Origin of the sequence: Corynebacterium sp. LaCa78 (assembly GCF_046717505.1) — a bacterium.
GTDB lineage: Bacteria > Actinomycetota > Actinomycetes > Mycobacteriales > Mycobacteriaceae > Corynebacterium.
Genome location: NZ_CP177112.1, coordinates 1,498,776 through 1,520,068, shown reverse-complemented (window position 1 = coordinate 1,520,068; position 21,293 = coordinate 1,498,776). Strand labels below are relative to the sequence as shown.

Genomic DNA, 21,293 nt, shown 5'->3' with positions numbered 1-21,293 from the left:
AAAAGGATTTAATTCCGGCATAGTTTCTGTGCCCCAGCATTTCGATGACCTCGGTATGCTGGGGCACATGTCGTTTTCATCTTCCGAACGCGCCAAGATGGTCGCGCTTTTGCATCAGCTAGGTCCAGACGCCCCCACGCTGTGTGAAGGCTGGACCACGCGCGACTTAGTTGCCCACCTGTGGGTGCGCGAAAACCGTCCCGATGCCGCAGCGGGCATGTTCCTTTCGGTCCTGCAGCCCCACCTGGAAAAGGAATCCGCCAAGGTTGCCCGCCGCGATTTCGATGAGCTTGTCGATGCCTGGGGGAGGGGACCAGCAAAGTTCAACCCCGCACGTTTTCTCGATGCCCAGCAAAATTTGGGCGAACATTTTATCCACCACGAGGATATCCGTCGCGCCAATGGCCAGACCGAACCCCGCGATTTCTCTGTCGCCGTGCAGAAGAAGCTGCACCGTTTTTTGAAGATCTGGGCCAAATTGAGCCTGCGTAAATCCACCCAGCCGGTGATCCTGCAGCCGGACGGGATGCCGCGCATCGTCGTGGCAGATAAGCACGGGGTAGCCGATCGCGGCGATCGCGTGGTCCGCGTAAGCGGGGAGGTCGGCGAACTCCTGCTGTGGGCGTACGGGCGCGATGTCGTGCAGGTCACCATCAATGGCGACGAGTCAGCCATCAAGATGTCAACCCTGTAGGCTAGATAAAGTCGATTTTGTGGCCCATGCTGCGCCTTTTTGGTCCGGACGCGGGATAATTTCCGGCCAACTAGCACTGCCAAGCGTGTGGCGTATGTGATTTGTGGGGTTTTCCGGTTAAGGTAAATGACATGTCTGCCAAAAATGCCTCCTCTCGCGGATCGCGCCGGAACCAGACGCGAGCATCGAAAAGCGCGCCTGGCCGGAAAGCGAACAGGTCGCGGCCATCTGGTCGCAGCCAGTCCAGCGCCGGTGTGCCAGAGACGCTGGAGATGACCTCGTCTGGGCGCGCGGCAGGAACGACGCAAGAGCGTACGGGGAGTGCATTTAGGGCCGTCGGCAAGGGGCTTGGCTCCGCTTTTGGTGCCACCGCGCGCGGAATGGGCAATGTTGCCCGCGGCCTAGGCAATGGCCTTGCGGGCCTGAAGCCGAGCCAGGATGTAACTGCTGACGGCACGGAGGATTTCGAGAGAGCAAGGGAGCCACAGGAAATTTCTGATAGCGCCGGAAAAAAGAAGAAAAGCAAGGTAACTCGCGCGCGCGATATCGCAGCCGAAGAGGAGGCACAGGCTGCCGAGGAGGAGGCGGCTTCCCCGCAGGGCGGGTTGCGAGTCAATAATCCGGATGCGGTTGCCCTGGTGCTCATCGGCGTATCCATCGTCCTCGCCGCCACCGTGTGGTTTGGCGTTGCCGGCCAGGTGGGCGCCTGGGTAGGCAACCTGGTGCGCTACGTCATCGGCGCCGGCGCGTGGGTACTTCCCATTGCGCTCGTCGCGCTGGCCATTTCGCTCATGATGGAAATGGATGGTCCATCCGGGCGCATTAATCCGCGTATTGCGGGCGGCACGACGATTATCGTGCTGGCGATGCTGAGCCTCATCCACATCTTTGCCGGCAATCCGCCGCTTGGGTTTACCACCGATACCGCGGGCGGGGCCGGCGGTATTGTTGGCTTTGCCATCGGCGGGATTCTCGATGCCGCGTTTACCTCGTATGTTGCAGTACCCTTGCTCTTCCTCGTCATCATTTACGGCGCGCTGCTGGTCACCGGTATCACCATCCGCGAGGCCTATGAGCTCGTGGCGGATTCGCTGCGCTCGGCCTTTTCCCGCTTTGGCGGCAGCGATGCAGATTACGATGATGCGGACGAGGATGACGATCTCTACGGCCACGTGTCTGGCGATATCGACGATATTGCGCACGGCCGCGAGCGTTCCGAGCGCCCCGCCCCGAAGCGCCGCAGCACGTCCACTCCGCGCAAGACTGGCAGCCCCTATCCGGTGCAATCGCTTGCCGATGCCCCCGAGGACGACCACACCGTCGCCTTCAACACCCCGGTCCGCGCGGGCTATGAGCCGGTGGACCGCAACGACGAAGAGTTGAGCTACGGCTCGGACTCCCAAATGGGGGATACCGATGCCTTCCCGGCAGTAGACGACGCTGACTACGCAGAGGCTTCCGAATCCACCCAACAGGCCCTGCCAGAAAGCGAGCCCACCCGCGTCTTGGGTTCTGCCACCGGTGGTTCTTCCACCGGCCGCAAGTCGCGGGCTGGCCGCGGCGCTGGTGCTGGAGCCGCTGGGGCCGCTGGCGCCGGTGCTGCCGCTGCTTCTGGTGTGGCTGGTGCCGCAGGTGCAGCCGGCAAGGCCAAGGGCGCTGGTGCTGGAGCTGCCGCCGGAGCCGCTGCCGCTGGTGCCGCCAAGGCCGGTTCCGATGCTGTCTCTTCGGCGCACGAGGAGGCCCGGCGCCTATTCCGCGAGCGTTCTGGGCGCGATGCGGCCACCGGCGCACAGGTGGAATCCACCGCGGGGGCGGAACAGCCTGCCGCACAGCCCCAAGCCCCCGCGCCTGCGCAATTTGGCAACGACAACTATGCGGTGCCCTCTACCGATCTGCTGACCCCAGGCACGCCTGCGAAGGAACGCACCGAGATCAATGACCGCATCATCGAGGCCATTACCGATGTCTTCGAAGAGTTCAACGTCAATGCTCAAGTGACGGGCTTTAGCCGTGGCCCCACGGTGACACGCTATGAGATTGAGCTTGGACCAGGCGTGAAGGTTTCGAAGATTACGAACCTGCAGTCCAACCTGGCCTATGCCGTGGCTACCGATAACCTGCGTTTGCTCACGCCGATTCCGGGCAAGTCCGCGGTGGGTATTGAGGTGCCTAACCCGGACCGCGAAATGGTCCACCTGCGCGAGGTCTTGGACGCGCCCAGCATGACGTCTTCCCCGGACCCAATGTTGATTGGCCTGGGCAAGGATATCGAGGGCGAATATACGTCCTTTTCCGTGCAGAAGATGCCGCACTTGCTGGTTGCCGGCGCTACCGGTTCCGGTAAGTCCGCGTTCGTGAACTCCATGCTGGTCTCGCTGCTTACCCGCGCCACCCCGGAGCAGGTACGCCTGATCCTCGTCGACCCAAAGATGGTCGAGCTCACGCCGTATGAGGGCATCCCGCACCTGATTACGCCCATCATTACCCAGCCGAAGAAGGCCGCCGCGGCCCTACAGTGGCTGGTAGAAGAGATGGAGCAGCGGTACATGGATATGAAGGCCGCGCGCGTGCGCAAGATCGAGGACTATAACCGCAAGGTTGTCTCCGGCGAGTACCAGGCACCGGCAGGTTCCGAGCGCGAGGTTCGTCCGTATCCTTATATCGTCTGCGTCGTCGACGAGCTGGCGGACTTGATGATGACCGCCCCGAAGGAGATCGAGGACTCCATCGTCCGCATCACCCAGAAGGCCCGCGCCGCCGGCATCCACTTGGTGCTTGCTACTCAGCGCCCGTCCGTCGATGTGGTTACCGGCCTTATCAAGACCAACGTGCCTTCCCGCTTGGCCTTTGCCACCTCGTCCTTGACCGACTCCCGCGTTATCTTGGACCAAGGCGGTGCGGAAAAGCTCATTGGCATGGGTGATGGTCTATTTATCCCGCAGGGCAAGCGCCCAGTGCGCATGCAAGGTGCCTTCGTTTCCGATGACGAGGTCATGGATGTGGTTGAGGCCGCTAAATCCCAGGCCGCCCCGAACTATACCGAGGGCGTGACCGAGGAAAAGCAGTCCGAGGCGAAGAAGGAGATCGACGATGACATTGGCAAGGACATGGATGATCTCCTCGAGGCCGTCGAGCTGGTGGTCACCGCTCAGCTGGGTTCCACCTCAATGCTGCAGCGTAAGCTGCGCATCGGTTTTGCCAAGGCGGGCCGCCTGATGGACCTGATGGAATCGCGCGGCGTCGTCGGGCCATCGGAAGGCTCCAAGGCGCGCGAGGTGCTGGTCAAGCCGGAAGAGCTCGATACCATCCTGTGGATGATTAAGGGCGCCGACCCTGCCGATGCCCCCAAGGAAATCCAGGACGAGATGAACCAGGAAGAAGACGATGATGGCGGCGATTCCGCAGATTCCGCTCTTTCCGATGCCCCCGACTCCCCCGATTCCGATACGCGGACGGTGCAAGCGACCTATAACCCATCATCCGGGGCCTTCTAAGTAGTGTAAGATGGTTACGGTCTTGGAGGGGAGTACCCCACATTCGGCATAGATCGTCAACACGGTAGCTGTGCGCTCCCGGTCGTGTCGGCCCAGCGAGGAATATCCGCTGGGCGGGGGAGACCTCCGGTCACTTTCTTAAAGTAAATTCGACCGGAGGGATCTCGCGATGAACGTTCCATTGTGGGTGTGGCTGGTCACCGGTGCGGTGATTCTAGCCTTTTTTATATTCGACTTTTATTCTCACGTGCGCAGTCCACATGAGCCCACCCTGAAAGAGTCGGGCCTGTGGACCTTGTTCTACATTGCCGTCGCCTTAGTTTTTGGCGGCGTTGTCTGGGCCGTATGGGGCCATGAGCACGGCATCCAATTCTTTACCGGTTATGTCACAGAGCAGGCGCTTTCCGTGGATAACCTCTTCGTATTTGCGCTTATCATGGGATCCTTTAAAATCCCGCGCAAGTACCAGCAAAAGGTGCTGCTCATCGGTATCATCATCGCCCTCGTCTTCCGCCTCGTATTCATTTTGCTGGGTGCGGCGGTCATCGCGGCGTGGTCTGATATCTTCTACCTCTTTGCCATCTTCCTGCTGTATACCGCCATCAAGTTGGTCATCGATGAGATTCGGGATGCGCCGGAGACCAACCCGAACGATATGGCCATCATCAAGCTCGTGCGCAAGGCGGTAGATGTCACCCCGCAGTACCACGGGGATAAGCTCACCCACCGCGTGGACGATGGCTCGAAGAAGGGCAAGTTCGCCTTCACGCCGCTATTCGTCGCGCTGGTATCCATTGGGCTTATCGATGTCATGTTTGCCTTCGATTCCATTCCGGCAATCTACGGCATTACCTCAGAGGCGTTTTTGGTCTTTACCACCAACGCATTCGCGCTGATGGGCCTGCGCCAAATGTACTTTCTTATCGATGGCCTCTTGGACCGCCTCGTCTACCTGCCTTACGGCCTGGGCATCATCCTGGGCTTCATCGGTGTCAAGCTGCTCTTCCACGCGTTGCACGAGAATAACCTGCCGTTTATCAATGGCGGCGACAATATCGAATCCGTGCCGGAAATCTCCACCATCGGCTCGCTGGTGGTCATTGTTGGAGTCTTGGTCATCACGGTTCTTGCATCGGTTATTAAGAACATGCGCGATAAAACCCAAGGCGTAGTGGCCGTATCCCACAACCACTACGACTGGGATGAGGAAGGAAATAAGATCGTACGCAATACGCGCGGCGATTACCTGGGCAGGGCCGAGGATCTGTCCAAGGAAGACCTACCCAACTAGGGGGGAGAGCCTAGAAGCGGGCTTTAACCGGGTTCCACTCGCGGAAGCTGCGGCCCTGGAGGCAGCCTTCTTGATAGAAGGGATCATCGTTCATCAGCTGGATGACATCGGCGACCTCGGTGCCATCATCGTCAAAGCGCACGACGATGAGCGCGCCTCCTTGGGAATCCGTGAACGGTCCCGAGGCCACGATGGTGCCCTCATCAAATAGTTTCCCGGTGAACTCGCGGTGGGCCGGGCGGACCTTCGCTATCTCTGGGTTGGCCGGGTTATATTCATAGTTGACTGCAAAATATTTCATACCGGACAGTATAAATTTTCGGGGGAGTGTGCCGCGAGACCATAACCCAAGCGGGTAGTATGTATAGGGTGAATCAACCCGGAGCACAGTCAGCGCAGTCCTCGGATGTGAATCCGCAGGTCTCTAATTGGAATCTGCCAAATGTCCTTACCTGCCTGCGTATCGTTTTCATTCCGGTCTTTGCATGGCTGGTCATCGGCGGCCACCAGTGGTGGTCTTTTGGCGTCTTCGCCGCCTTAATGCTCACGGATAAGCTCGATGGCGATATTGCTCGCGCCCGCGGGTTGATTACCGATTTTGGCAAGATCGCCGACCCCATTGCTGATAAAGCGCTCATGACCACAGCGCTTGTCTGTCTCAATATCGTCGATCAGCTTTCGGTTTGGGTTACCGTCATTATTCTGATCCGGGAATTCGGCATTACCATCTGGCGCATGGCCTTGCTGCGCCGCGGAAAAGTCGTCCCAGCCTCTAAAGGCGGCAAGTTGAAGACCGTCCTGCAGTCCTTTGCCGTAGGCCTATATTTGTGGCCGCTTCCCTCGTGGATGGATATTCCTACCTCCTTCATCATGTGGATGGCCGTCGTGGTAACGGTCATTACCGGCGTGCAGTATCTCATCGATGGACAAAAGCAAAATAGTTAAACAATGGCTTTCACAAAATCTGACCTCGTTGCCTTATTAACAGAGCGCCACGAGACCGTGGCTTTTTGCGAGTCGCTGACTGCCGGCCTAGCCAGCGCTACCATCGCTTCGGTGCCTGGAGCATCGGCCGTCTTGCGCGGCGGCCTTATTACCTATGCCACAGAGGTAAAGTCCCACTTCTTGGATAAACCAGTCTCTGAGATCGAACGCGTAGGCGTCGTCTCTGGCGAAACCGCAGTCGATATGGCCCGCGCCGCAGTTGCGGAAACGGGGGCGGATTGGGGCTTAGGGCTTACCGGCGTTGCCGGGCCAGATAAACAAGAAGGAAAAGATCCCGGCACGGTATTTTTAGGAATCTATTCCGCGGGCCGCATAGCGCAGTCTTATTGTTTGCGCGACTTGGGCACTGAACGCAACGACATCAGAAAGGCCACGGTAGGAGCAGCAATCGCCCAACTTGGTGCGATCATCAAAAATTTTCCTAGCAGTGGGGAACAAATTTCATCGAAGGAGCGTTAAAACGTACGATGAACATTTCTACAGCAGTCCTAGACCACTCGGCGCAGACTGCCGCGGAACCTGCGGCAGCGGCACCATCGGCGCCACAACCTGCCCGCGCCCCAGAACCACTCCTGCGTGAAGCATTGGGCCTGACCCTGCGTGCATTCCGCGCGGACAAGTCGGTTACCCTGCGCGAATTGGCTAGCGTTGCCCGCGTGTCACCGGGCTACTTGTCGGAGCTCGAGCGGGGCCGCAAGGAAGTTTCTTCTGAGTTACTGGCCTCCGTGTGCCACGCGCTCGACGCATCGGTGTCGGACGTCCTGATCGAGGCTGCCGGTTATATGGCGCTGCCCTCGATGGATGAAGAGCTCGCGCATACCGCGCCGGCTGCTTCTGAGCTTTAACGCGTGCGCGATTCTGAAAAGAATTGCCGCGGTGGATACCTTCGATTAGTAGCGGCAGAGCCCTAGGCGTTGGGTTACTATGAACACGACAACGCGACGCATTACCACATTCCTTAGAAAGGTCTAGAGCATAATGGCGAATCCATTTGTTAAGGGTTGGAAGTACCTGATGGCACTGTTCGATAATAAAATCGAAGAGAATGCCGATCCGAAAATTCAGATTGAGCAGGCCATCGAAGATGCCCAACGTCAGCACCAAGAGCTTTCGCAGCAAGCTGCGGCGGTCATTGGCAATCAGCGCCAGCTGGAGATGCAACTTAACCGTCGCCTAGCCGAGGTCGAAAAGCTGCAGGGCAATACCCGCCAGGCGCTCGAGCTTGCGGATAAGGCGCGCGCCAATGGTGATGAAAACAAGGCCGTGGAGTACGAGAACGCCGCCGAGGCCTTTGCCGCTCAGTTGGTGACCGCAGAGGAGTCTGTGGAGGACACGAAGAAGCTCCACGACCAGGCATTGCAACAGGCTGAGCAGGCTAAGCGCGCTGTAGAACGCAATAATGCAGCCCTGCGCCAGAAGGTTGATGAGCGTTCGAAGCTGCTATCGCAGCTGGAGCAGGCAAAGATGCAGGAAAAGGTTTCCGAGTCTTTGAACTCCATGAACGAGCTTTCTGCAGGCGGCAACACGCCTTCGCTCGATGCCGTGCGCGATAAGATTGAGCGCCGTTACTCCAAGGCTCTGGGCCAAGCGGAGTTGGCGGAAAATTCCGTCGAAAACCGTATGGCCGAGGTGCAGCAGGCGGGCATCCAGATGGCCGGCCACTCCCGCTTGGAGCAGATCCGTAGCGAGATGAACTCCACGAAGTCCGTAGAATCTAACCGCACCCAGGCCATCGAGGGCAATAAGGCCTCTGGCTCTGCTGCGGATCAGGCAGCGCAGCCGACCTCGAATGATGATGCCGTCCAGGCTCGCTTGCGAGAGCTGCGCGGAGAGTAACTTCCTCATCCCGCGCTTGTCGTAGCGCTAATTGAAAAATAGCCTCCGATCTTTCCTTTGCCGCGTTGAGCGGTGGGGAAGTCGGAGGCTTTGTCGCGCTATCAGTGTATGTGCCTAAGTTTTCTTAGTCACCGACGCCGCGGGCCTGAAGGGCTTCGCCAATGGCCCGAGCGCGCCGAATGGAGCGAATGATGACGGGCGTGACAAAGGCCGAGGGGGAGAACCCAGCGCCGCGAGCCTTGCGGGCATCGAGAACCTCGTAGATCGTTTCGAACATGAGGGGGATGAGGCGGATAGTCAGGGACATCGCCAAGCTAATGTTTTCTACCGGGACGCCGAAACGATTCAGCGGCTGGAGGGATTCTTCCAGCGACTCCATGATGGCGTCGACCGTCGAAGTGAGCGTTAGCAAAAAGGCCAGAATCATGGCCGCCAAAATATTGAGGAACATCACCGCGGCGTAGTCAAAATCCTTCGCCCACCATTGGAAACCGGCAAGGGGAATGAGGATGACCAGGGGCGGCCAGAGTTGGCTCCAGGCAATTCGTAGGGGGATGCGGGCGATGACATAGGTTAGCGCTGCGGCGATCACCGCACCGCCTGCCCACGGCAGAGTATTGAAAAAGATGCTGGTAACCAGGATAAATACCAGCAAGATGAGTATCTTCCAGCTGGGCTTCATCCGGTGGATTACCGTCGTGCCCGGAACATATACGGATAGCGGAATATTGGTTCTGCGTCGGGTCATTAGAGGTGGCTTTCTAGAGTGGCCGCCGCGCCATGAGATCTCTGTAAAAATCGATGACCTCCTGGGGAGCGCCATCGGCGGCAACCTTGTGGTCATCGATACAAATGACACGGTCAAAATCCGTGAGGAATTCCAGATCGTGAGTAACGACGATGAGCTGCTGGTCAAGCTGCGCGAACTCGCGCTTGATGCGGTCGCGATTGCGGAGATCAAGCAGCGTCGTTGGTTCATCGGCGATGATGAGCACTGGGTCGATGACCAGCACTGCGGCTAAGGCGAGCAATTGCTTTTGTCCACCAGAAAGAGTGTGCGGGGAGCGCTCGGCAAATTCTAAGAGCCCGAACCGTTCCAAGGCGGCGTCTACTCGGGCATTGCGCTCATCCTTCGATAGCTTGAAGCGGCGCAGGGAAAAAGCGATGTCATCGCGTACATTGGGCATGACGATCTGATTTTCGGCATCGGAAAAGACAAAACCCACCTTTTCGCGCACTTTCTTGCCCTGCTCGCTGGGATTGATGCCGTCGACGGTGACGGTACCCGCGGTGGGCTCACCCAGGCCATTAATAAGCCGGGTCAGTGTGGACTTTCCGCCGCCATTTTGACCGATGACGCCGATCCGCTGCTCGCTTAAAGTGAGGTTGATGTCATTGAGGACCACCGTCTCATCAAAAGCTACCGTGACCGAGGAAAAGTCGATGGTGGGCACTAGGAGGCCTTCCTACCCATCAGGTCGGGGAATGCGGAGTGAACACCAACGGCAATGATAACGGCCACGACGAGCTTTGCGGTGTCAACGAGGACGAATGGGCCTTGCGCTGCGATGGCCGGGCCGACGTCCAATCCGGAGCGAAGCATCAGGCCGATCGCGCCACAGGTGTATTGCACGAGAAGGCCAACGATGGCTGCGATAGCGAGTACCACGGTCATCCCGCCCTTCCCGCGTGGGGCGCGGTAAGCAATGGCGCCGGCGGCGATAGGGGAGAGTACGTAACCGATGATGTATCCCACGGTAGGGCCGGCAAGCGCGCGGAGCGTGGTGCCACCGCCTGCCAAAACGGGCAATGCCAAACCGATAAAGAGGAATAGCAAGCCAACGTAGCCCCCGCGCTTTCCGCCCAAGATGAGGCCGGACAAAATGAGCGCGGCGTTTTGCAAGACGATGGGCACGCCGGCGGTGCCTACGGGGATAGAAACGAAGGCTAAAACGATAACGAGGGCGGTAAATACCGCTACATAGGCAATGGTGGTTGCCACGGAGTTCTTTTGCATGGACAAAGATTAGCACCTTGGAGAAAAACGCTGTAGACACACCAATTTGAACGTCGTTCAAGGAAGCTAATTCTGGGGTCCTGGTAAAAGTTTTGGAAATATTTCCATGGTGGTGGGTAGGATTGCGCGCATGCGATTGACGGAGTACCACCAACTGGTTGTGGATGAATTTGGCGAATCAAAAGGGGCGTGGATTAGCCATTCGCATGTTTTATCAGAGCTTAATGGAACGCCGGATGAGCTTATCGAACGTGGCGTCGATCCCCGCCGTGTCTGGATAGGGCTGTGCAATGACTTCGATGTTCCCCAAGAGCGCCGTCTCGGCGTAGATTACCCATCCTTATAGGGTCTCAGAAAAGCCGAAAAGGTGTGTCTATTTTCGATATTCGAACAGATGTATGTACTCTAGTTGGGGTGTCGGTGTGGGCGACTACAGTGGGATCGCAATGAGGGCGGAACCATTTAGGGTTCTGCAGCAGTCTAATTAAGTGTTCACGCAGCGTCGTACGAGATAAGGATTTATAACAATGGCAACGAAAAAGAAATCATCCTCAGCCGCAACCAAGGGAGATGACCGCAAGAAGGCGCTAGATGCCGCTATGGCCATGATCGAAAAGGATTATGGCAAGGGCGCCGTTATGCGCTTGGGTGATGATGATCGCCCGCCCATCAAGGCCATTTCTTCCGGCAACACGGCAATCGACGTGGCGCTGGGCATCGGTGGCTTCCCGCGCGGGCGAATTGTGGAAATCTATGGCCCAGAGTCTTCCGGTAAGACGACGGTGGCGTTGCATGCCATTGCCTCGGCGCAAAAAGACGGCGGCATTGCAGCGTTTATCGATGCCGAGCACGCCCTCGACCCCCAATATGCACGCCTGCTAGGCGTCGACACCGATAACCTCCTCGTGTCCCAGCCCGATACCGGTGAGCAGGCTCTGGAAATCGCGGACATGCTGGTGCGCTCCGGCGCCATCGACATTATCGTCGTGGACTCCGTGGCGGCGCTGACCCCTAAGGCGGAAATCGAAGGCGAGATGGGCGATAGCCACGTCGGCCTGCAAGCCCGCCTGATGTCCCAGGCCTTGCGCAAGATGACCGGTGCGCTATATAACTCCGGCACCACCGCAATCTTCATCAACCAGCTGCGCGAGAAGATTGGTGTGATGTTCGGCTCCCCGGAGACCACCACCGGTGGTAAAGCGCTGAAGTTCTACTCCTCCGTGCGCTGCGATATCCGCCGTATCCAGACGCTGAAGGATGGCCAAGACGCCATCGGTAACCGCACGAAGCTCAAGGTGGTAAAGAATAAGGTTTCCCCGCCGTTCAAGATCGCCGAGTTCGACATCATGTACGGCGAGGGCATTTCTCGCGAGTCCTCCATCATCGATCTCGGCGTAGAAAACGGTTTCATCCGCAAGTCCGGTTCTTGGTTTACCTACGAAGGCGATCAGCTGGGCCAAGGTAAGGAAAAGGCGCGTTCCTTCTTGAAGGACAACCCCGACCTTGCCAATGAGATCGAAAAGAAGATCTTCCAGAAGCTCGGCATTGGGGAAGAGGCGGCAAATGGTGAAGAAGCTACCGCCATGGATGTCCCCGGCTCCGATGACCCATTGACGGATGAATCCGTAGATTTGGTCCCAAACGTCGACTTCGATGACGACTAAGCCTGTCCACCAACACTCCCACCGCTTAACACCCGCGCTATGAATCAACCCGCCCCTGACAAGCTAGAGCAACTCCGCCAGGCCCTTGAAGCCTATGAAAAAGGAGAAGCCGGGGGCGGGCTTTTTGATCGGGAGGCCGAAGAGGCAAAATCAAAGGTGCGGTCCCGCGCATTGGGCCTGCTCGACCAGCGTTCGCGGTCCCGTCAGGAATTGTACGACCGCTTAGTACAGGCCGAATTCGACCCTGAGGTGGTTGACGAGGTCCTCGATGACTTGGCCCATGCCGGCTTAATTGACGATGCCGCCTTTGCCGCCGAATGGGTGCGGCAGCGGCATAAGCGGAGGGGGAAATCGCGCAGCGTCCTCGACCGCGAGCTCTGGGAGAAGGGCGTAAGTCAAGAAGACCGAGACGAAGCCCTCACCCAAATTGACGCGGCCGATGAAGAAGCGATGGCCCGAGCCTTGGCGGAAAAGAAGGCGCGCAGCGTGAAATCCGTTCCTGCAGATAGGAAGGAACGGGAAAAGGCGCTACGCAGGATCGTGGGAGTATTGGCGCGCCGCGGGTTCAACGAGGGGATGTCTTTAAACATCGCCATTAGCGCCCTTGATGAACGGTGCGAGGAGCTGTCTTCTCCTTAAATCCGGCGGATGGGGCTTAGTGCCTTGTTGGCTCCAACCTAGTGACTCGCACACGCGCCCCACCCATCGCGGGCCCGTGCCCCAACGCGCCTCACGGCGTGCCCGATCCCACCCACGTGCCTGCACGGGTGCCGAGTTGCGACGGTTATGAGTTGTTCTGGGTGATGGCTAAACTATGCCGACGTGGAGCAGACAATTCCTGAAACCCGTACCTATGAAGTCCGAACCTTCGGCTGCCAGATGAATGTGCACGATTCCGAGCGCATTTCCGGTTTGCTGGAGGAAGCTGGCTACGCGGCCGCAGACGAGGCCACGGAGCCGGATCTCATCGTCTTTAACACGTGCGCTGTCCGCGAAAATGCCGACAAGCGCCTCTACGGCACGCTGGGCGCATTGAAGAAGACGAAGGAGAACCATCCTGGCATGCAAATCGCCGTGGGCGGTTGCCTTGCACAAAAGGATAAGGACACCGTCCTCGACAATGTGCCGTGGGTGGATGCGGTCTTCGGAACCCACAATATGGCAGCGTTGCCCACCCTTCTCGAGCGCGCCCGCCATAACGAGGAAGCCCAGGTCGAGATCGTCGATTCGCTAGAGGCGTTCCCCTCCATATTGCCTGCTAAGCGCGAATCCGCCTACGCGGGTTGGGTATCGGTGTCCGTGGGCTGCAATAACACCTGCACTTTCTGCATCGTTCCCTCCCTGCGCGGTAAGGAAGAGGACCGCCGGCCAGGCGATATTCTGGCCGAGGTACAGGCGCTGGTGGATCAGGGCGTCTCTGAGGTCACCCTCTTGGGCCAAAACGTCAACGCCTATGGCGTGAATTTCGCCGATCCAGAAATGCCGCGCGATCGCTTTGCTTTCTCGAAGCTGCTGCGCGAAGTGGGCAAGATCGACGGCCTCGAACGCCTGCGGTTTACCTCCCCGCACCCGGCGGAATTCACCTCGGATGTCATCGACGCCATGGCGGAAACCCCGGCGGTGTGCCCACAGTTGCACATGCCGCTGCAATCTGGCTCGGATAAGGTTTTGAAGGACATGCGTCGTTCCTACCGCACGAAGAAGTTCCTGCGCATCCTCGATGAGGTGCGGGAGAAGATTCCGAACGCGGCGATTACCACGGATATCATCGTTGGTTTCCCGGGCGAGACCGAAGAGGATTTCCAGGCCACCATGGACTTGGTCCGCCGCGCCCGCTTCGCCTCGGCATTTACCTTCCAGTATTCCCCGCGCCCTGGCACCCCTGCGGCGGAGATGGACAACCAAGTCCCCAAGGAAGTCGTCCAGGATCGCTTCGAGCGGCTCGTTGCGCTGCAAGATAGCATCCAGGCAGAAGAGAACCAGAAGCTCGTGGGCACTGAGGTGGAGCTCTTGGTCCAAGCTGAGGGCGGACGCAAGAACGATGAGACCCACCGCATGTCGGGTCGAGCTCGGGATGGGCGCCTCGTGCACTTTAGCCCTATTGATGACAACGGCGCGGATATCTCCGCCGAGATTCGCCCCGGCGACGTCGTGCGCACCAAAGTCACGGGCGCAGGCTCGTTCTTCTTGCTTGCCGATGCCGCAGTAAGCGTCCACACCCGCACCAAGGCCGGCGACATGTCGGCAGCGGGCCAAACCCCCACTACCGCTCCGATTGGGGTGGGCTTGGGGCTGCCGGGCATCGGCAAGCCTGCTGGCGCTGCCGCAGCGGATTCTTGCGGCTGCTAACCGGGGAGTAGGCTAGGGTGCCATGAGAGAGCGAAATACCACCACCGCCGCCCAGGAAGCGGCACAGGCGGAGCGCCGAGCAGCACAAACCATGGATCTGCGTGGGCAAAAGGTGACGCTGTGGATCGCTGTGGCGGCCTATATTGTCTACCTCATCGTTCCTTATGCCGGCTCCGCCCACGGGTGGCAGGCCTTAAGTTTTGGCACCACCGAGGACGGGGTGAAGATCTCGCTGATGGAGACCATCTCCGCGTGGCTCGCGCTACTTGGCGTGGGCGTGCTGACGACGGCAACCCTGCTGACCCGCCGCGCCACCTTCGGGCTGATTGCGTGGATGATGGTGACGGTTTCTTTCTTCGTTAACCTGTGGGGCTTTTGGTACCGCGGCTCTACTGCGGACGGCCCGGCCATTGGCATGTGGGTGGGCATGCTGGCAACCTTCCTGGCCTTCTTGGGCTTTAGCCTCGTCGCCCTGCGGCGTAGCCCAGAGCAGCGCGCGGCAGAAGAAAAGGTTCGTGCCTCGGCAGGCCAGCTGGATGAGGTAGGCAAATTCCAATCCAATATTGCGTCCCCGCAGCCGCAGGAGATGCTTGTCGATGACCGCCGGAAAAAGGCCGCCGAGCGCCACCGCCACCAGCACGAGGGCTAAAGGTGGAGCTCCCAGGCAGAAGACTGGGAGATTTCCCGCGCCCCGAGCCGCGCATACAGCGCGTTCATGGCGGCGTCGCCGGCTGCGACGGAACAATAGCAGCGGCGCACCTGTGGCCACGCTTGGTTGACCTCGTGCAGGGCGGTGAGTTTTGCCAATTGCGCCAGTCCTTGCCGGCGGTGGTCGCGGTCGGTGACGGTGAGGGTCCATTCGCAGACCTCCGGATCTGCGGCCTCGTGCCGTGCTAGCTCCGTGAGCGCTACGATGCCCCCAGCATCATCGATGAGCGCCACGAGCAGCGTATGTCCGCGCCGCGAGCGCAGGCGTTGATGCGCTTCTTCCAACCGCTGCCGGGACCAGACGATGGGCTCGGTGGATAAGGTGCCGGTATCGGCATCCGCGGAGGCAACCGTTAAAAGGCGCATGACATCGTCGATATGTTCTTCCGGAATGGCATAGTCCTGCCATATCGCGGCCGAAAGCCCGGGCGGAAAGAGGGCGGCAGCCGGGTGCTCTGGAATATCGATGGCTAGTTGCCGCTCGCTATGGCGCTGCGTAAAGCCCAGGGATTGGTAGACCGCCGCCATTGCGTCATATTCCGGCGCCGTCTCCGGCGGGTGCAGCAGGCCCACGTGCGCGACGCTGCGGCCGAGCTGCTGGGTGATTTTTAAGGCGGTATCTCCCATCCAGGTAGCCACCTTGTGCCCCTCGGCATCAAGGGGTTCACCGGGCAGCGGTAGATCGCACAGGACGCACTCGATTTCCGCGGCATTGCGCTCTTCTAAAAGCGGCAGGCTGATGTGGATAAATCCCACGTAGTCCAGCTCGGGGCTCGGTGCGGTGGCGGGGATCTGGGGCAGACCGAGCTCGGAGACGGGCCCGAGCGTCGCCGGCCCATCGACCACCGCGAAAAGGTAGGTCTGCGATTCGCCCGAACCCTGCAGGCGGTGCACCACGCGGCTAGGCGAAGTCGAGGCCGCCGCATCGCCGCTTGCTTCCTGCGCCGCCAGGTTTGCCCAGAAAACAAAGGAACGGATGCAATCCGCCGGTTCAGCCTCGGCTACCTGGGTTGGGCGCGCAATCTGAACGAGGTGCACTATTTATCGTTGACGGCATTGGCAGCGGCATCGGCAAATTCCTGCCATTGCTCCGCCTGCGCGCGCAGCTCCGCGGCCTTCTTCTCCTTGCCTTTAGCCTCTGCGGCCGCGGACTGGGCCTTGAAGTCTTCCACCTTCGCCTGGAATTGGGCCACGCGAGCCTGCGCTTCAGGGTCGGTGCGCCGCCATTCGGATTCTTCTGCTTGGGTGACGCGCTTTTCTAGCTGCTCAATTTTGGATTCGTACTCGCGCACCTGGTTGCGGGGCACGAAGCCGATTTCCTCCCACTTTTCCTGCAGCTCACGCAGCTTAGCCTTGGCCTTGTCCATGCTTTGCGATGGGTCGATTTGGCTGTCGTATTCCGCAAGCAGCGCATCCTTCGCCTTGGCGTTTTCGGCGAACTCGCGGTCCCGCTCGTCGTTGACCGCATTGCGGGCATCAAAAAAGCGGTCCTGCGCTGCGCGGAACTTCGCCCACAGCTGGTCATCGACCTCGCGCGGGGCGCGGCCGGCCGCCTTCCACTCCGCCATTAGATCGCGGTAGGCGCGGGCGGTGGGGCCCCAATCGGTGGAGTCCTGGATGGCCTCGGCGCGCTCGACGAGTTCTTCCTTCTTCTTTCGCGCCGCCGCGCGGGCACGATCGAGATCCGCAAAGTGCGAACCGCGGCGCCTATTAAAGGAATCGCGGGCGCGAGAGTAGCGCTTCCACAGGCCGTCATCGGTCTTCTTATCGATACCCTTAATCTGCTTCCACTCTTCCAAAATGGCGCGGATGCGGTCGCCGGCGGCCTTCCATTCCGTAGAGTTTTCGGCAATCTCTTCGGCCTCGGCGGCGAGCTTTTCCTTCGCCGCAATCGCGTCCTGACGGCGCTTTTCCCGCTCCGCCTGCGCCTGCTCACCGGCCACAACGGAGTGATCAATAACCGCAGCGAGGCGGCGATCCAGCGCCGCGATATCGCCAATGACCGCAGCGGTAGGCAGGGTCTCGCGGAGTTCGGCGGCGGTTTGCTTGATTCCTGCGGCCTCGCCTGGGTTGGCGCGCAGGCGAGCCTCTAGGAGCTCGATCTCGGTGGCTAGGTCATCATACCGGGCGCCGAAGTGCTCGAGGCCCTCCTGCGCAGAGCCTGCCTGCCATTCTCCAATCTTGCGCTCGCCCTCGGGGGCGGAAACGAAGACGGACCCATCGGCATCGACGCGCCCCCACTTGGCCGGATCGTTCTTGCTCGGTGATTGCACGGGCACGGGCTTGGCTGTGGGGCGGGGGCCCTTCTTGGGCATGGAACCTGGGGTAGGGGTGGGAGACATGGAAAGCCCTCCTAGACATATATCGCCGCGCGTCACGGCTGCCGGATGAAATCACTGGTTACATTACCGCGAAAAATCGCCGTGTGCCTAGAATCTATTTAATTACCTCCTCTTGGGTAGATAGTATGGAGGAATAATGTTCAATCTCATGGTTATGGCCGCCTCGCCGGCGCTGGCAGTCGAGCTAGCCCCCAACGATGCCGCCTCGCGGGCGCTGCTGGCAGCGGCGCGCACGCTGGCGGTCGAAGCCGCAGCCGCCGGCATTGGCGAAGCAGAAATTATCGGATCCCGCTCCTCGCGGTGGCATACCCGCCACGCGGGAAGCCTACGCGCCTGGGGAGCCGACCAGGTGCACGTGGGCGCCGGAAACTACCTGCCAGAAATCATGGCCCGCTACGTCCTTTCCACGGTCCCACAGATAACGGTGCGCGATAGCCGCGACCGCCTGGGCACGCCAGACCCAAAGGTCCTTAGCATCGTGGTCGCAGACGGCAGCGCGGGGCTTACCGAGAGAGCACCGCTGGCCCTTATCCCCGGCGCGCAGGAGGCGCACCGGTGGTGCGAGGAGGTGTTGATGGGGGCATCGGCAAGCAGCGAGGCCGAATGGCTGAAGCAACGCGGCGTGGAAGAGCCAGCGCTCTGGCTCGAGCTTGCCGCCTGCACGCCCAAGCGCGCGCAGGTCCGGGCGACGGACGCCACCCTCGGGGTAGGCCGCTACGTGGCAGGTTGGGAGGTAACATGCGCCCCATCGCAGTAGTTGGCCCCACCGCGTCCGGCAAATCCGCGCTCGGGCTGGCCCTTGCCCATGAACTGGGTGGGGAAGTGGTCAATGTCGATTCCATGCAGTTATACCGCGGCATGGATATCGGGACCGCGAAGCTTTCCCCCGCAGAGCGCGAAGGCATCCCGCATCACCAACTCGATGTCTGGGACGTGACGGAGACTGCTTCCGTGGCGCGCTATCAGCAGGCGGCCTTGCGCGATATCGAGGACATCATGTCCCGCGACAAGACGCCCATCCTCGTCGGCGGATCCATGCTCTATGCCCAGGCGTTGGTGGATGACTGGCAATTCCCGCCCACCGATCCGCAGGTGCGGGCCAAATACGAGGCCCGCCGCGCCGATATCGGAACGGATGCACTCCACGCCGAGCTCGCACGCGTCGATCCGGCCGCCGCCGCCATCATCGAGGACAAAGACCCCCGCCGCACCGTCCGGGCGCTCGAGGTCATCGAGCTGACCGGCAAGTCCTTTAAGGCCAGCCAGCCGCCGAAGAACGGCCCGCCCCGGTGGGGGACGAAGCTGCTGGGGCTGCGGACTGATAGCGAGTGGTTGAACCCGCGCATCGAAAAGCGCACGCACCTCATGTTTGAGCAAGGCCTCGTCGAGGAAGTCGAGCGCCTGCAGGATAAGGGGCTTGTGGCCGATTCCACCGCGGGTCGCGCCATTGGCTATGCGCAGGTTCTACAAGCCCAGCGCGGCGAGCTGACCTGGGAGAATGTCGTGGAGCGCACGATTACTGGCACCCGCCGGTACGTGCGCCGCCAGCGTTCCTGGTTTAACCGCGATAAGCGCATTACCTGGCTCGATGCCGAGGGCGATACTATGGCCCAGGCTTTGTATGCGCTTCGGCGCTAGGGTAGAAGGCATGAAATTTGCCAAAGGCCATGGAACCGAAAATGACTTCGTCATCGTAGAAGACTTCGACGCCGAGGCGCCGCTCTCACCGGAGCGCGTAGCGGCGCTGTGTGACCGCCGGGCGGGAATCGGCGGCGATGGCCTGTTGCGCGTAGTGCGCGCCGGCGCCCTCGTGGACGCAGGAGAGCTGGCGGCACTTCCGGACGGGGTGGATTCCGCCGACTGGTTTATGGATTACCGCAACGCCGATGGGTCCGTGGCGGAAATGTGCGGCAATGGCACCCGCGTCTTTGCCCACTGGCTGCGTTCGCACGACTTGGTGGGCGAGGACGCATTCACCATCGGTACCCGGGCGGGCGCCAAGCAGGTGACGGTGCATTCCTGTGACGCTACCGACGCGAGCGTCACCGTGGAGATGGGCCCCGCGCGCGTGACCGGGGTATCTACCGCGTCCGTGGGCGGTGAGTCCTACGCCGGCCTCGGGGTGGATATGGGCAACCCGCACCTCGCGGCCGTCATTCCGGGCTTGGAGCCAGCAGCTTTGGCCGCCAAGGACCTAACGGCGCCGGTCTACGATGAGTCCTTCTTCCCGGGCGGGGTGAATTTTGAGCTGGTCACCCCGCTGCGCGAGGGGCACGTGCATATGCGCGTCTTTGAGCGCGGGGTTGGGGAGACGCAGTCGTGCGGTACGGGCACGGTCGCGGCAGCTACCGCCGCGCTTGCCGATGCCGCCCAAGCCCTCGGCACCGTCCACGTCCACGTTCCTGGCGGCGAGGTCACCGTTGAGGTCTATGAGAACGGCACGCGCTTGACGGGACCGTCCGCCATCGTCGCGACGGGCGAAACGAGCCTGTAAAAGCCTTAGTCTTCGTCGTCGAACTGCCGGGTGCGGTAATCCGGGCCGAGCCGGAAGGCCGCGCGGCGGGCCGCCAACCACGATTCTTTCAGCTCGCGGGCGCGCTCATCGGTGACGCGGAGGAGGGCTTCCAAGTCCTGTGTGCGCATGCCGTGGGAGTGGATGCGGATATTGAGCCGGCGGAGAAAGCGGCGTGCCCCAGCCAATTCGTAGTGGAACGCATCGATGGCGGGGTGGGAACAGTCGAGGTCCAGCAGTGCAGGCCGGTACAGCGTGCGATCCGCCAGCGGCTCGGCCTCTGTGGACGTTTCGAATTCCTCGAATTCGGCGATGACGTCCTGGATATCGTCCGCCGAAAGCGAAATGGAGCTGCGCAGGGCCTTTCTTTCCGCGGTATCGGGGCGCGTGCGCAGCATGAACCAGCCCGCGCCCACCAGCATGGCGGCGATGATGAGGCCGGGCAGTTTTAGCGTTACAACGATCGCGATCGCGCAAAGGACCAAGAGGACAAAGACAAGTGTCCTCCGGTTTTGCGGATCGCTAAGGAAAGGCATGGCCTAAAAATCTAGTGCCCGCCGCAGCCGCAACCGCCGGATCCACAACCGCATCCGCCATCGCCGCAGCCGCCGGACGGCATGTCAATAGCGGCGGTGAGCAGGGCCGTACCGGAGATCACGGAATCCTTGACCGGCAATTCGCCACGGTCCGCCGGCAGGCAGAGATCGAAGGGGAATAGCCCATCCATGACGAGGTGCGCGAATTTCTCACCGGTGAGTTCATTGGTACGCCATTCGGCTTCCATCACCCGGGCGGCGAAGGTAGCCGCCGGCGTGGGGGCCTGCGCGCCGGAGCCAGAGGCGATGACGCGGGCGCCCTCGGATTCAAAGAGGGCGGGGTATTCGCCGTTTTCGGCCTCGTAGGCGGCCGGGGACTCGTAGGTGGTGATATCGAGCCCCATGGCGGTCAGCGATACCTGCTGCCATTCCTGCCGCGGTTCTTCTGCCAACAGCGGCCCCTGCGCGAGGTTCGCCGTGACCTGGGCCAGCGGCGTGCCGAAGGGATCGATGATGTCCATGATCGCTAGCACGTCATTAAACATCTCCACGTGGGCGAAACCCTGCGTGACCGCGTCGAAGCCGATAAAGGTGGCGTAGGGTTCGACCGCCAAGATATTAAGCTGGGCGCCCGAGGGGTCGCCGTATTGAATGAGCTGGCCACCGCGGACCTCGCCGGTAACGGCAAGGCGGTTCGTGGCGATGGCTGCTTCGACCGCGTCCTGCCAGCGTTCGAAATCCAGGCCGATCGCCTGCATCTCGGTATTCTTCTTCTGGGTAGTAGTCGTTGGCCTAGGCTGCGTCGTTTCCATAGGCACCATTGTATCGCTTTGTCCAGTAAGCCC

General features: G+C 60.5%; 23 protein-coding genes. 15 read left to right on the top strand and 8 right to left on the bottom strand.

The window, feature by feature from the left end:
* The first annotated feature begins 55 nt into the window (after positions 1 to 55).
* From ACLI1O_RS07320 to ACLI1O_RS07310, 3 genes are all read left to right on the top strand, one after another.
* On the top strand, positions 56 to 694 hold the full coding sequence (locus ACLI1O_RS07320) for a TIGR03085 family metal-binding protein (protein WP_239269545.1): 639 nt from the start codon (positions 56 to 58) through the stop codon (positions 692 to 694).
* A 272-nt stretch (positions 695 to 966) separates the two neighbouring features.
* The gene (locus ACLI1O_RS07315; RefSeq protein ID WP_239275498.1) at positions 967 to 4,188 is read left to right on the top strand and encodes an FtsK/SpoIIIE family DNA translocase; all 3,222 of its coding nucleotides are present in this window, start codon (positions 967 to 969) and stop codon (positions 4,186 to 4,188) included.
* A gap of 169 nt (positions 4,189 to 4,357) precedes the next feature.
* The gene (locus ACLI1O_RS07310) at positions 4,358 to 5,479 is read left to right on the top strand and encodes a TerC family protein (RefSeq protein WP_023017338.1); all 1,122 of its coding nucleotides are present in this window, start codon (positions 4,358 to 4,360) and stop codon (positions 5,477 to 5,479) included.
* Between the two features lie 10 nt (positions 5,480 to 5,489).
* Here ACLI1O_RS07310 and ACLI1O_RS07305 read toward each other — a convergent pair whose 3' ends face one another.
* Positions 5,490 to 5,780 (bottom strand): YciI family protein, encoded by a 291-nt coding sequence (locus ACLI1O_RS07305; protein WP_239269518.1) that lies wholly within the window; start codon positions 5,778 to 5,780, stop codon positions 5,490 to 5,492.
* Between the two features lie 59 nt (positions 5,781 to 5,839).
* Between ACLI1O_RS07305 and pgsA the strand changes: the two genes are divergently transcribed.
* From pgsA to ACLI1O_RS07285, 4 genes are all read left to right on the top strand, one after another.
* The gene (pgsA, locus tag ACLI1O_RS07300; RefSeq protein WP_239269519.1) at positions 5,840 to 6,424 is read left to right on the top strand and encodes a CDP-diacylglycerol--glycerol-3-phosphate 3-phosphatidyltransferase; all 585 of its coding nucleotides are present in this window, start codon (positions 5,840 to 5,842) and stop codon (positions 6,422 to 6,424) included.
* 3 nt (positions 6,425 to 6,427) lie between these two features.
* Positions 6,428 to 6,943, top strand: a complete 516-nt coding sequence (locus ACLI1O_RS07295; protein ID WP_239269520.1) for a CinA family protein — start codon at positions 6,428 to 6,430, stop codon at positions 6,941 to 6,943.
* Positions 6,944 to 6,951: 8 nt separating this feature from the next.
* Positions 6,952 to 7,329, top strand: a complete 378-nt coding sequence (locus ACLI1O_RS07290) for a helix-turn-helix domain-containing protein (RefSeq protein ID WP_005278839.1) — start codon at positions 6,952 to 6,954, stop codon at positions 7,327 to 7,329.
* Positions 7,330 to 7,462: 133 nt separating this feature from the next.
* Positions 7,463 to 8,320 carry a PspA/IM30 family protein gene (locus ACLI1O_RS07285; protein WP_126319241.1) on the top strand — a complete coding sequence of 286 codons (858 nt, stop codon included), beginning with the start codon at positions 7,463 to 7,465 and terminating at the stop codon, positions 8,318 to 8,320.
* 124 nt (positions 8,321 to 8,444) lie between these two features.
* On the opposite strand, the gene ACLI1O_RS07280 is transcribed toward ACLI1O_RS07285, so the two are convergent.
* From ACLI1O_RS07280 to ACLI1O_RS07270, 3 genes are read right to left on the bottom strand one after another with little or no spacing between them, the layout of a single operon-like run.
* Positions 8,445 to 9,068: an energy-coupling factor transporter transmembrane component T family protein gene (locus tag ACLI1O_RS07280; protein ID WP_255716860.1), complete on the bottom strand. Its 624-nt coding sequence runs from the start codon at positions 9,066 to 9,068 to the stop codon at positions 8,445 to 8,447.
* 13 nt (positions 9,069 to 9,081) lie between these two features.
* The gene (locus ACLI1O_RS07275; protein WP_284771450.1) at positions 9,082 to 9,774 is read right to left on the bottom strand and encodes an energy-coupling factor ABC transporter ATP-binding protein; all 693 of its coding nucleotides are present in this window, start codon (positions 9,772 to 9,774) and stop codon (positions 9,082 to 9,084) included.
* Positions 9,774 to 10,337 carry a biotin transporter BioY gene (locus ACLI1O_RS07270; protein ID WP_239269522.1) on the bottom strand — a complete coding sequence of 188 codons (564 nt, stop codon included), beginning with the start codon at positions 10,335 to 10,337 and terminating at the stop codon, positions 9,774 to 9,776. The genes ACLI1O_RS07275 and ACLI1O_RS07270 overlap by 1 nt, the downstream gene beginning before the upstream one ends.
* 130 nt (positions 10,338 to 10,467) lie before the next feature.
* Between ACLI1O_RS07270 and ACLI1O_RS07265 the strand changes: the two genes are divergently transcribed.
* From ACLI1O_RS07265 to ACLI1O_RS07245, 5 genes are all read left to right on the top strand, one after another.
* Entirely contained in the window at positions 10,468 to 10,683 is a 216-nt protein-coding gene (locus ACLI1O_RS07265; protein WP_023017347.1) for a DUF3046 domain-containing protein, read from the top strand.
* 181 nt (positions 10,684 to 10,864) lie between these two features.
* Positions 10,865 to 12,001 (top strand): recombinase RecA, encoded by a 1,137-nt coding sequence (gene recA, locus ACLI1O_RS07260; protein WP_023030598.1) that lies wholly within the window; start codon positions 10,865 to 10,867, stop codon positions 11,999 to 12,001.
* A gap of 39 nt (positions 12,002 to 12,040) precedes the next feature.
* On the top strand, positions 12,041 to 12,640 hold the full coding sequence (recX, locus tag ACLI1O_RS07255; protein ID WP_239275489.1) for a recombination regulator RecX: 600 nt from the start codon (positions 12,041 to 12,043) through the stop codon (positions 12,638 to 12,640).
* A gap of 183 nt (positions 12,641 to 12,823) precedes the next feature.
* A complete protein-coding gene (miaB, locus tag ACLI1O_RS07250; RefSeq protein ID WP_284771451.1) occupies positions 12,824 to 14,350 on the top strand; it encodes a tRNA (N6-isopentenyl adenosine(37)-C2)-methylthiotransferase MiaB in 1,527 nt (508 codons plus the stop codon).
* A 22-nt stretch (positions 14,351 to 14,372) separates the two neighbouring features.
* A complete protein-coding gene (locus ACLI1O_RS07245; protein ID WP_239269524.1) occupies positions 14,373 to 14,999 on the top strand; it encodes a hypothetical protein in 627 nt (208 codons plus the stop codon).
* Here the strand turns inward: ACLI1O_RS07245 and ACLI1O_RS07240 are convergent.
* A complete protein-coding gene (locus tag ACLI1O_RS07240; RefSeq protein ID WP_239275492.1) occupies positions 14,996 to 16,096 on the bottom strand; it encodes a GNAT family N-acetyltransferase in 1,101 nt (366 codons plus the stop codon). The two genes, ACLI1O_RS07245 and ACLI1O_RS07240, sit on opposite strands and share 4 nt — an antisense overlap.
* Positions 16,096 to 17,400 (bottom strand): DUF349 domain-containing protein, encoded by a 1,305-nt coding sequence (locus tag ACLI1O_RS07235; protein WP_239275494.1) that lies wholly within the window; start codon positions 17,398 to 17,400, stop codon positions 16,096 to 16,098. The genes ACLI1O_RS07240 and ACLI1O_RS07235 overlap by 1 nt, the downstream gene beginning before the upstream one ends.
* A 136-nt stretch (positions 17,401 to 17,536) precedes the next feature.
* Here ACLI1O_RS07235 and ACLI1O_RS07230 point away from each other — a divergent pair, with 136 nt between their 5' ends.
* From ACLI1O_RS07230 to dapF, 3 genes are read left to right on the top strand one after another with little or no spacing between them, the layout of a single operon-like run.
* Complete coding sequence (locus ACLI1O_RS07230) at positions 17,537 to 18,157, top strand: hypothetical protein (RefSeq protein ID WP_239269527.1); 621 nt, start codon at positions 17,537 to 17,539, stop codon at positions 18,155 to 18,157.
* Positions 18,139 to 19,038, top strand: a complete 900-nt coding sequence (gene miaA, locus ACLI1O_RS07225) for a tRNA (adenosine(37)-N6)-dimethylallyltransferase MiaA (RefSeq protein ID WP_239269528.1) — start codon at positions 18,139 to 18,141, stop codon at positions 19,036 to 19,038. Before ACLI1O_RS07230 ends, miaA begins: the two co-directional genes overlap by 19 nt.
* 10 nt (positions 19,039 to 19,048) lie before the next feature.
* Complete coding sequence (gene dapF / locus ACLI1O_RS07220) at positions 19,049 to 19,894, top strand: diaminopimelate epimerase (protein ID WP_239269529.1); 846 nt, start codon at positions 19,049 to 19,051, stop codon at positions 19,892 to 19,894.
* Positions 19,895 to 19,899: 5 nt separating this feature from the next.
* Here the strand turns inward: dapF and ACLI1O_RS07215 are convergent, their stop codons facing one another.
* Together ACLI1O_RS07215 and ACLI1O_RS07210 are read right to left on the bottom strand one after the other, a co-directional pair.
* Positions 19,900 to 20,448, bottom strand: coding sequence for a hypothetical protein (locus ACLI1O_RS07215; protein WP_284771454.1), 549 nt, complete (start codon positions 20,446 to 20,448; stop codon positions 19,900 to 19,902).
* A gap of 11 nt (positions 20,449 to 20,459) precedes the next feature.
* Complete coding sequence (locus ACLI1O_RS07210) at positions 20,460 to 21,269, bottom strand: hypothetical protein (protein WP_239269531.1); 810 nt, start codon at positions 21,267 to 21,269, stop codon at positions 20,460 to 20,462.
* Positions 21,270 to 21,293: the final 24 nt, after the last annotated feature.